Genomic DNA, 10,090 nt, shown 5'->3' on the forward strand with positions numbered 1-10,090 from the left:
CGAGCGGCATACCGCGCCGAGTCGACTGCATTGTGTTCCGCGCCGACCCTCGCAGGCTCACTGATCCCGTTCGATGCTCCGGATGATGCGCAGGGCGCCCGTGTCGGCGACGAGTTCGCCGGAGCGGGCCGCCTCCTCGACGCGGTGCACTGCTTCGATCCTGTGGTCGGGCTCGACTCTGCGCGGCCGGTAGACGACCAGCGAGTGGAACACGAACCGCGCCAGGAACGCCACCGCGAGGGTGATGGCCGTGGCGAAGGCGCTGGAGATGTGCCAGGTCTCCACCAACAGCGCCATCACCGGGATCCGGATGGCCGCCTCGACGTTGTTGAATGCGAACGACGTCGCGAAGCGGCGCCGGAACCCGGCGGCCCGCGATCGCATGTCGTGGAAGACGAAGCGCTCCTGCAGCAGGAAGTTCGCCACGATGGTGATCTCTGCGGCCGCGATCGCCGCCCACAGGTACGGCGCTCCCGCGCCCGTCAGCCCCCACACGATGGCGATGTTGGCCACCGCTCCGATGGCGCCGATCAGCGCGAACACCGACATCTTGCCGAACCGGAGCCGGGTCAGCTGGCCCAGGAAGTGCACGCCCTGCCGCGCGTTCGCCTTGGAGCGGCCGTCGCGCCGGCGCTCGAAGCTCATCGGCACCTCGGCGACGCGCAGCTGCGAACGCACGAGGATCTCCAGCAGGATCTTGAACCCGTCGGGGCGCAGCGCGTCGAGGTCGACGCACCGCCTGTCGACCAGGAAGAAGCCCGCCATCGGGTCGGTCACACTCTGCAGCCGCACGGGGAACATCGCCCTGGTGATCGCCGTCGACACCCGCGAGACCCACACGCGCATCCGGGTGCCGAGCCCGGCGAGGTCGCCCCCGCCCGTGTAGCGCGATGCGATCACGGCGTCAGCTCCGCCGCGCGCGTGCCGGTCGAGCAGCGTCGGCAGCACGGAGGGCGGATGCTGCAGGTCGCCGTCCATCACGATGCACACATCGTGCGCCGCCCGCCTCATGCCCTCGACGACCGCTCCGCCGAGACCTCCGGTGCGATCTTCCGGGTCTCGGTGCACGATACGAACCGGGAGCGGCGCCTCGGCTGCGACCCGGGCGACCTCATCCGGTGTGCCGTCGTCGCTGTCGTCGACGAACAGGATCTCGGTCTCGCGCCCGTCCAGGGCGGCAGCGACCTGGGCGATCAGGTCGGCGACATTGCCGCGCTCATTGCGCGTCGGCACGATGACGGTCGCCGCGGCCTGACTCTGCACCCGCCTATGTTCCCACGGGTCGCTGAGGCGGTGCTGGCCGCGCGGAGCAGGTGGACCGGTCAGTCGCGGTCACCCTGATGCGCGAGTCCGGTGAGGTCGTCGGGCGTCATCGGCTCGGACGGCAGCGAAGGGCGGGCCGCGCCTTCGGGGCGGAGCGCGTCGAGCACGTAGGCGCGCATCCGAGGTATCAGGCGCGAGCGCTGCGGTTCGGCCGCTGTGGCGAGGTCGGCGACCATCGTCGCGAGCATGGCGATGTCGCCCAGCTCGGCATCGTCGCGGATGTCCCCGTCGGCCTTGGCGGTTTCGACCGCCTCCATCACCTCGGCGGCCCAACTGCCCATCCGGGGCTCGTCCGGGTACATCCTCAACACTCTGGCCGAGATCCGGCGCGATACCGGCTTGTGCACGGCCAACCGGATGGCGCCGTCCATGAAGGAGAGCACCCTCGGCATGCCGGGCTCGGCCTTGAGCATCTCTTCCCCCACCTCGTCGAGCCTGGCCTGATTGCGCCGGTAGATCGCGAGGAACAGGGCGCCGCGGTCGGGGAAGTGCCGATAGACGGTGCCGACGCCGACACCGGTGACATCCGCGATGCGGTGGAAGCCGATCTCCAGCCCCTCGTCCTGGAACAGTTCCTCTGCACGGTCGAGGATGCGTTCGCGATTCTGCGCAGCGTCTCGGCGCTGCGCCCGTTCCTGTTTCGGCACGTCCCCACTATGCCACTGCTTCCCAGGGGAACTCGCGGCCTGCGCAGGGCGTGCCCGCCATCGCTCGTCCGACATCCGACTCACCCCTTTCCCGCACACCAGGATCTCGGTACAGTATCTTACCGGACACACTGTCCGTTTGATTGAGAGAGGATCAGAATGCCGGCTCGGACACGATGGGGGCGCTTCTTCGTGGCCGCGGCGCTCGCCATGGGCGCGGCGCTGACGTTGTCCGCACCCGCGAGCGCTGCGGGGATCACGCCGAAGATGCCGGACGGTGTCGTGCCTTCGCCGGACGGCATCGAGAGCTTCCTGGTGCCGAACGACGTCGACGCAGAAAGCAGCATCAAGTTCGCAGCGGACCTCGACGTCGCCGAGAGCGATCTCCCGATCCGCGTCGATGCCGTCGCGATGCTGCCGGACGGGACCGAGCAGACGCTCTGCGGAGACGAGCGCTCCGACTGGCAGGACTTCGGCCCGGATCCGTATCCGTGGCTGTGCTTCTTCAGCGCAGCGGATTCCAATCTGCCTACCGCCACAGCCGTCCAGGTCCGCCTGACGACGAACTACGACGCTGACGATGCGGCCCCACCGACCGCCGTCGCGGCATACCCCGAGATGAGCATCCTCGCACCGCCCGAGTACACCGACTCCGACGGTGCCGAACTCCGCTATCCGGAATTCCAGACCGACACCGGCACCCTGACTGTCAGCGGCACGAAGGAGCCGGATCTCGGTATCACCGTGCACGACGGCCGGATCCTCGACCGCGACGACGAGAGCGGCGAGCCGCTGTGCGTCGACCTCACGCCCGGCACCCGGGAGTGGTCGTGCGAGCTCACGCTTCCGGATGACACGGTCGACACGCATCTCATCAGCGCACGCCAGGTGCCGATCTCGGCGGGTGACAGCCCGTTCTCGGTCACGTCGGGCTACCGCTGGGCAGTCGTGGAGCGCCTCGCCCCGACGGATCCGGACCCGACCGATCCGGACCCCACCGACCCCGTCGATCCGGAACCCACAGACCCCGACCCCACCGACCCCCTCGATCCGGAACCCACAGAACCCACCGATCCGGACCCGACCGATCCTGTCCAGGATCCGACGCCCGACCCCGACCCGACGACGCAGCCCGTTCCGGAGCCCTCTTCACCGTCCGACCCCGTCGGCGAGCCGGACGGCCCCACCCTCGAGGAACCGGACCCGGAGCTCGCATCGAGCGACGACGACCCCGCCCAGAACCCGATTCTCGACGCGGACGACGGCGACCGCCCGGCGCAGGATGCTCCCATCGAGCAGGACCCGGATGATGCCGACGAAGAACGGCCCGCTCCCGTCGACACTCCCCCGCCGGTGACAGCGGATGCCGCGACGACAGTCCCGCCAGCGGCCGCGTCGGATGAGCCGACCGAGTACGGCCACGGCCTGCCCACGTTCGGCGACCTGCTCGCAAAGCCGATCGGAGTCGTGATTCCCGCGGTCGCGACGGCGATCGGGTTCCTGATCCTGGTGGCGATTCCGTCCGAGCTGATGTACGGCACGCTGCGCCAGAACTACACCAGGCTCGCGTTCGCCCCCGCGGCGCTGCGTCGCAGGTGGGCGGCGTGGCGTGCGCGGCGCTCCCCTCGCTGGCGCGTGCTCGTCGCACCCGCGATCATCACGACGGGTGCGCTGATCGCATCCTTCGCCGACCCCGCGCCTCCCGCACCGGGCGCCGCGCTGCGCCTGTTCCTCGCGCTGATGTGCTCGATGACGCTGATGAACGTGCTGGCCGTGATGTCGGGCCGGTGGGCGGCGGGCCGGATGGGCCTGCCCACCCGCGTGCTGCTGATGCCAGGCTTCCTGCTCATCGGTGCCGTCGGCGTGCTCGCCTCTCGCATCTTCGACATGCATCCGGGCATCCTGTTCGGCATCCTCGCGATGTCGGTCGTGACCGCGGCCGTGAAGAAGAGCCAGGCGGGAGTGCTCGCGCTGATCCTGTGCGGCGGCTTCATCGTCGCCGGAGTGGTCGCCTGGCTGATGTACGCGGTGATCGGCGACTCGCTGTCGGGTTTCTGGGGCGAGTTCCTGCGCGAACTGCTCACCGCCGTCGCGGCGGGAGGAATCGGCTCCATGGTCGTCGTGCTGCTGCCGGTGACGTTCATGAGCGGTCGAGACATCTTCCTCTGGTCCAAGCGCGTGTGGGCGCTGGTCTATGCGATCGCACTCGTGCTGTTCGTTCTGCTGGTGGTGCCGCTGCCCGATTCGTGGCAGGAGTCCGCCGGCACGTCTCTGCTGTGGCTCGCCGCATTCGGCGCGTTCGGCGCGGTGTCCATCGGGGTGTGGGCATGGTTCCGCTTCCGAGCGCCCGCCAAGGCGAACGCGGGTAATCTGGAGTCATGACGACTTCCTCGCAGATCCGGATGTTCGGTGCCGACTGGTGCCGCGACTGCCGCCGCACCAAGGCGCAGCTCGACGAGCTCGGCCTCGACTACGAGTACATCGACCTTGAGGCGGACGCTTCGGCCGCCGACGTGGCGAAGGAGATCTCGGGCCGCACGCAGATCCCCGTGGTGGTGTACCCCGACAGTTCGCACCACGTCGAGCCGACCAACGCCGACGTCGAGACGAAGCTCAAGGAGCTCTCGCTCATCTGAGCCCGACCACAACGGCCGCTGGCCCCGGATGTCTGACACCCCGGGGCCAGCGGCCGTTTCGCGCGCGGCACCGGCCTGTGCGCCCGCTGATCAACCGTGGTAGATCAGGCCGCTTCTCGCGCGTAGGGCACCGGGTGTTCCCCTCGGCGCCCGTTTCACGGCAGAATGAGTATCGACGGAAGGTGGCCAGCGTGCCAGATGCAGCAGAGACGAGTCCGCTGAGCCTGCCGCATGAGGCGGCGGAGTGCCCGAAGTGCTTCGAGGAGCTCCAGCGCGACCGCGATTGGTGGCAGGCCAAGCCTGAGGGCGCGCGCCTGGTGGGGCTCGTCGTCGCGCGCGACGATCTGCCGTCCGTCGTAGAGCAGCGCACCGAATTGACGCGCTTCGGCGTGCCGATCGACGGCTTCCGCCACCCGGCCCCCGACATCCTGGAGTCGTGGGAGACTCGGCTGGACCGCCTGTTCAACACCCTGACTTCCGGTGACGTGCTCGTCGTCGCCGACCTGCGCTCGCTCGGGCGCGATGCATCTGAGGGCGCGCGCACGGTCGCCGCTCTCCGTCGGCACGGCATCATGGTCAAGGTGCTCGGCCACAAGTCCCGCCACCTCGAGAGCGCATAACCGCCCGCAGCGTGCGTGCCGGGTTCCGGGTGCGTGCAGCGCAGGGCGGAGGAGGGAGTCGACCACCAGGTCGGCGACGGACGACAACGCCGCGATGTGCGTGCCGGGTTCCGGCAGGTCAGCTGGCGCAGGCGGTGGCGGCTGGCGAGGCAACCCCATCCGCGCGGACGAGGTAGACCTCGATGCAGGTGGGCACGGGGTCGGCGGAGACGGTGACCGAGGCCTCTCGGGTGTCGTGGAACTCGATGGGGGCTCCCGGCTCATCGATGCCCCACTGGTACGAGTCGCCGTCCTGCGGGTCGGGGTTGCTCCACGAGAAGGTCGCATCGTCGCCGTCGATCTCGGCGCGCAGATCGGCCACGGCCGGCGGGGTCTCGGTGACCGGATCCTGCGGCTGAGTCGTCGGGCCGGTCTCGGGCGCCTCATCGTCCAGCAGTGAGGGCAGCACGAACACCGCCGCAGAGACCAGGCCCGCGACCAGGGCCGCTCCGCCGAGGACCCACGGCCACACCGGTCGACCGCGCCTCTTCGCGGAACCCGCGGCAGGCGCGCTCTGGAAGCCCCGGGTTCCCGGCGCATGGGTCGCTCCGCCCGGCGCCGACGCCGCGACGGCGCCGGCCTGCACGGCGAAGGTCGGCACGGATCCACCGGCGCTCGGCGACGGGATGGTGGCGTCGTCGAGATCGTCGCCGCCTCCGGTCCAGATGCTCGCGGCGGGTGCGCCCTGCTGCCCGCGCGAATCTCCGTTGCCCGCGCCGGCCCCCTGGTGCTGAGGGGTCGCGTCGGCCGTCCGCGCATCGCCAGCGGGATCCGCACCTGGCGCGCCGCGCACCACGGTCGCTTCGTCGACCCGCCCCGTGACCTTCGCCGTCTCCGCCGACGGCCGCGTGCCGTCGACATCCGGTTCGATGCTCATCACAGCCCGCACCCTGGTGAGGCCGTCGTTCTCGTCGTCGAGCTCTTCGGTGGGGGCGTCATCGAGGATGTCGATCGGGGTCACGGAGTGCTCGAGCTCGATCTGCACCTTCTGCAGCGCCCTGGCGAACGCCACGGCCGTCGGGAACCGATCCTCCGGCCGCTTCGCCATCGCGCGTGCGAGCGCAGCCTCGAGCGACGGCGGCACATCGGGTCGGTCGATGCGGCGCACCGGCATCCGCTCGGCGCGGTCGATCAGTTCGGCGCTCGAGTTGCGCTGGCCGGGAATCTCGAACGGCGCTCGCCCCGCCAGCAGCGTGTACACGGTGGCACCCAGCTGATAGACGTCGGTCTCCGGCCCGTTCCGCGGCGGCACGGCGAACGACTCCGGCGGCGACCACGGGATCGACATGCCTGCGGCCGCCTCAGCGGAGCCCGCATTCGACGCGATGCCGAAGTCGGTCAGCGCCGGCCGGTTGTACTCGGTGACCAGCACGTTCGCCGGCTTGATGTCACGGTGGAGAACGCCCATCCGATGCGCGGTCTCCACCGCCGCGATCACCGGGATCGCGGTGCGCAGCGTCTCGGCGACCGAGAACGGCGCACGCCGGTAGCGCAGCTGCAGGTTCGGGCGCGGGCAGTGCTCCATCACGATGTAAGGGCGCTGGTCGGCGCTCATACCTGCCTGCAGAATCGTGACGATGGCGGGGTGATTCGACAGCATCGCCATCACGTTCGCCTCGCCGGCGAACTGCTGCCCTGCCGATTCCAGTCGATCCGGCAGCAGCACCTTCACCGCGACGCGGCGTTTCGGCATCTGCTGCTCGTACAGGAACACGTCGGCGAACCCGCCCGATCCCAGCAGCCGGATGTACTCGAAGCCCGGCAGCTGGGGAGGGGCGGCGGGCGGCCGTTTGGTCACGGCAGCCCCTGGAACGTCACGGTGATGCCCTCGCCGAGGTCGAGCGTGTCGCCCTCGATCAGGATCGTGCGCTCGCCCGGGTGCAGCCGCTGCGCGTCGCCGTCTCGGTAGAGCAGGGTGCCGTTAGTGGAGTTGAGGTCGGTGACCATCGCCACGTCGTCCTCGGTCTTGATCTCGATGTGGTTGCGCGAGATGTCGTGCATCGGGCTCGCCACCGTGATCAGGTGCGGCACGTCCTCACCCACCGAACGCACCGACCGCGGCCGACGCCCGATCAGCACGGGCCGGTCGAGCGCCACCTCGGCGCCCGTCGACACCCGCACACGCGCGGGCGGACGGGCGGCCGCTTGTCCGGCAGACGTCGTCGGCGCAGGCGGCGACGCCGGCGCTCCCCCGCGCATCGCGGCGATGTCCGCTGCGGCGATCGTGATGCCGTCGTGGTCGCCGTCCTGCTCGGCCTGATTCCGGATGGCCGCGATCTCGTCCGAGAGCACGGTGTTCCCGTCGTGGTCCCCCAGCTCCGGCGATTCGACGGGCTCCGGATCGCGGGGGGCAGCGGGCGACGCCTGTTCCGGCGCGCGCATGATCGGCTGCTCCGGCACGGCGGGCTCCGGATCGATCGCGTCTGCCGCGGCCTCCGCTGCGGAGTCGTCCGCACCGGGCACCTCGTGGCCGTTCGCGCCTTCGGCACCGACTCCTGCGGCGTCCGGCGCATCCGCCTCGGCGAAGCCGCCGGTCTCCGAACCCGTCCCGGCCGCTGCGCCGCCGGCCGATTCGTGCTCGCTCCCGCCGTCGAGCCCGACGCCGGGGACGGCGCCCGCTGCTCCGGACACGCCCGTGGCCCCGAGCCCCCCGACCGCGGCGGCACCCGCCGCCGTCAGCGCGACACCGGTATCTGCCGCACTCCATCCGGCTGCTCCGGAGCCGCCGTCGTCCGCCGGCTCCGCGCCGCTCGCACTCTCGTCGTCCGGGGTGACGGTCTCATCCGGCTCCGGGGTCTCATCCGGCTCCGGGGTCTCATCCGGCACGCCGGGCTCGCCGGCGCCGCCCGGGGCGCCGAGCATTTCGTGGTCGTCGTAGACGCCGTCGCCGTTGACATCGACCGGCAGGATCGTCTCATCGAGCATCTCGTCGCCGATGCCCTCGCTCGCCGCATCAACGGCGTCCTCGACCGCCGTCTCGCCCGATTCCTCGGCCGCGACGACGCCAGCGACCGGAACCGCGGCCTCGCCTGTGTCCTCGGCGGCGGTCAACTCGATCTCGACGCGCGCGACGCGCGCGACGCCGCCCAGCAGCGGCAGCGACGGCTTCGGCGTCGCCCACCCGAGATCGACCGAGACGCGCTCGGCGCCCGCCACCTCGCGCTCGGCCGCGCCGCCCGAAGCCGTGACCCTCTCCGGCGCGATGCCCTCGCCGGTGACCACGGCCTCGCGGTCACCGCGGATCGCGACGCGCACGCGGGCACCGTCGCCGGAGATCAGCACGTGGTCGGTGACACCGGCCAGCACCTCGTCGAGTTCGTCTCGACCGCTGTGCAGCGCGGACCAGGCGCGGTCGAGCATCTCCGCGGGCGTCGTCGGCGGCAGCAGGACGACGGTGTCCTGCGCGACGATCAGGAACGCGAGCCCCGGGGTGTAGCGTGTGCGAATCATTGCCGTATCGCCTCTCGCGGTTCGGTATCGGAATCGACGGATTCGTGCGTGAGAGCCCCTCGCACCGAGAGCGCGTCGACGACCACCGCCGTGATGTTGTCGCGGCCGCCGCGCGCGAGTGCCTCGTGCACCAGTATGACGGCCGCCTGCCCCGGTTGGGGAACCTCCCTCAGGATCTGCGCGATGCGCTCAGCGGGAAGCTCGTTGGAGAGGCCGTCGGTGCACAGCAGCATCCGCTCCCCCGCAGCTGCGGGAAGCATCCAGTAGTCGGCTTCGGCCACCGACCCCGCTCCCATGGCGCGCGTGATCACGTTGCGCCGATTGTCGCGCCCCGCCTGCTCGGGCGTGATGCGTCCGCTGTCCACGAGCTCCTGCACGACGGAATGGTCCACGCTGATCTGTTCGAGTTCGCCGCCTGCGAGCCGGTAGATGCGCGAATCGCCGACGTTGATCGCCAACCAGTACCCGAGCCCGTCGACCTCGCTGACGAGCACGCCCGCGAACGTGGTCCCCGCGCCCTTCTCCCGGTCGCTGGAGAGCGCGTCGACCCTGTCCCTGGCGCGGTCGTACGCCCCGCGCGCCTCGTCGATCTGCACGGATCCGGTGCCGACGAGCGAAGCGAAGGCCTCGATCGCCGTCGCGGAGGCGACCTCGCCCGCGTCGTGCCCTCCCATGCCGTCGGCCACTGCGAACACGGGCGCCGAGGCGAGGAACGCGTCCTCGTTCAGCGCTCGCTTCGCGCCGACGTCGGTGGCGGCGCCGCTCACCACGGTGATGGGTCTCATCCGGCTCGCCCTCGGAAGGCGGCGGCGCGATCGCCCATCTCGAGCACGTCGTTCGGAACGAGCCGAATGCGCTCTCCGGGCTTCGCGGGGATGCGCTCACCGTCCCGAACGATCGTGACGCCGTTGGTCGAGTGACGGTCGATGAGCCACGCCGTGCCGCTTTCGACGACGATCTCGAAGTGCGTCTTCGACAGCGACAGGGTCTCGTCGCGCACCGCGACGACCGCGGCACCGTCCTCCTCGGCGGGGTTGCGGCCCACGACCACGCGACCGTCCAGCTCGAGGCCGGTGCCGTCGTCCCATTCCAGCACGGCTGCTGCTCCGACGCGCACGACCGTCTCGCCGTCGACGTCGTCTTCAGGAGTCGGATGGCCGGATGCAGCAGGCGCGTCCTGACCGGCGACGGCCGGTTCTGCGGCGTCCGGCGGCGTCGCGGCGGGCCGCTGCGGCGGATCCTGGGTGATGCCCGGCACGAAGTCGATCGGCGGTGACGACGATGCATCGTCGTCACCGCGCAGAGCGAACCCGCCCCCGGACTGACCGTCCTCCGCCCATCCGGGCGAGGTCGGCCCCGCGGCGTGCTCGTTCCG

At 70.8% G+C, this 10,090-nt stretch carries 9 protein-coding genes; 3 read left to right on the forward strand and 6 right to left on the reverse strand.

Annotated features, from left to right (window positions below):
* Positions 1–57: 57 nt before the first annotated feature.
* On the reverse strand, positions 58–1,263 hold the full coding sequence (locus tag DZG09_RS00660) for a glycosyltransferase (RefSeq protein ID WP_119695829.1): 1,206 nt from the start codon (positions 1,261–1,263) through the stop codon (positions 58–60).
* A gap of 59 nt (positions 1,264–1,322) precedes the next feature.
* The gene (locus DZG09_RS16445; protein WP_162893070.1) at positions 1,323–1,970 is read right to left on the reverse strand and encodes a TetR/AcrR family transcriptional regulator; all 648 of its coding nucleotides are present in this window, start codon (positions 1,968–1,970) and stop codon (positions 1,323–1,325) included.
* 159 nt (positions 1,971–2,129) lie between these two features.
* Here DZG09_RS16445 and DZG09_RS00670 point away from each other — a divergent pair, with 159 nt between their 5' ends.
* From DZG09_RS00670 to DZG09_RS00680, 3 genes are all read left to right on the forward strand, one after another.
* Complete coding sequence (locus tag DZG09_RS00670; RefSeq protein WP_162893050.1) at positions 2,130–4,352, forward strand: MSCRAMM family adhesin; 2,223 nt, start codon at positions 2,130–2,132, stop codon at positions 4,350–4,352.
* On the forward strand, positions 4,349–4,606 hold the full coding sequence (locus DZG09_RS00675; RefSeq protein ID WP_119695832.1) for a glutaredoxin family protein: 258 nt from the start codon (positions 4,349–4,351) through the stop codon (positions 4,604–4,606). Before DZG09_RS00670 ends, DZG09_RS00675 begins: the two co-directional genes overlap by 4 nt.
* 191 nt (positions 4,607–4,797) lie before the next feature.
* A complete protein-coding gene (locus DZG09_RS00680; protein ID WP_240423572.1) occupies positions 4,798–5,226 on the forward strand; it encodes a recombinase family protein in 429 nt (142 codons plus the stop codon).
* Positions 5,227–5,344: 118 nt separating this feature from the next.
* Here the strand turns inward: DZG09_RS00680 and DZG09_RS00685 are convergent, their stop codons facing one another.
* The 4 genes from DZG09_RS00685 to DZG09_RS16450 all read right to left on the reverse strand — a co-directional run.
* Positions 5,345–7,063, reverse strand: coding sequence for a serine/threonine-protein kinase (locus DZG09_RS00685; RefSeq protein ID WP_119695833.1), 1,719 nt, complete (start codon positions 7,061–7,063; stop codon positions 5,345–5,347).
* Entirely contained in the window at positions 7,060–8,715 is a 1,656-nt protein-coding gene (locus tag DZG09_RS00690) for an FHA domain-containing protein (RefSeq protein ID WP_162893071.1), read from the reverse strand. The genes DZG09_RS00685 and DZG09_RS00690 overlap by 4 nt, the downstream gene beginning before the upstream one ends.
* Positions 8,712–9,500, reverse strand: coding sequence for a PP2C family protein-serine/threonine phosphatase (locus DZG09_RS00700; RefSeq protein ID WP_119695834.1), 789 nt, complete (start codon positions 9,498–9,500; stop codon positions 8,712–8,714). The genes DZG09_RS00690 and DZG09_RS00700 overlap by 4 nt, the downstream gene beginning before the upstream one ends.
* On the reverse strand, positions 9,497–10,090 hold a 594-nt coding region (locus DZG09_RS16450; protein WP_162893072.1), incomplete at its 5' end, for an FHA domain-containing protein. The genes DZG09_RS16450 and DZG09_RS00700, both read right to left, overlap by 4 nt.

The sequence above is a fragment of the Microbacterium halotolerans genome (genome assembly GCF_003569805.1).
Lineage (GTDB): Bacteria > Actinomycetota > Actinomycetes > Actinomycetales > Microbacteriaceae > Microbacterium > Microbacterium halotolerans.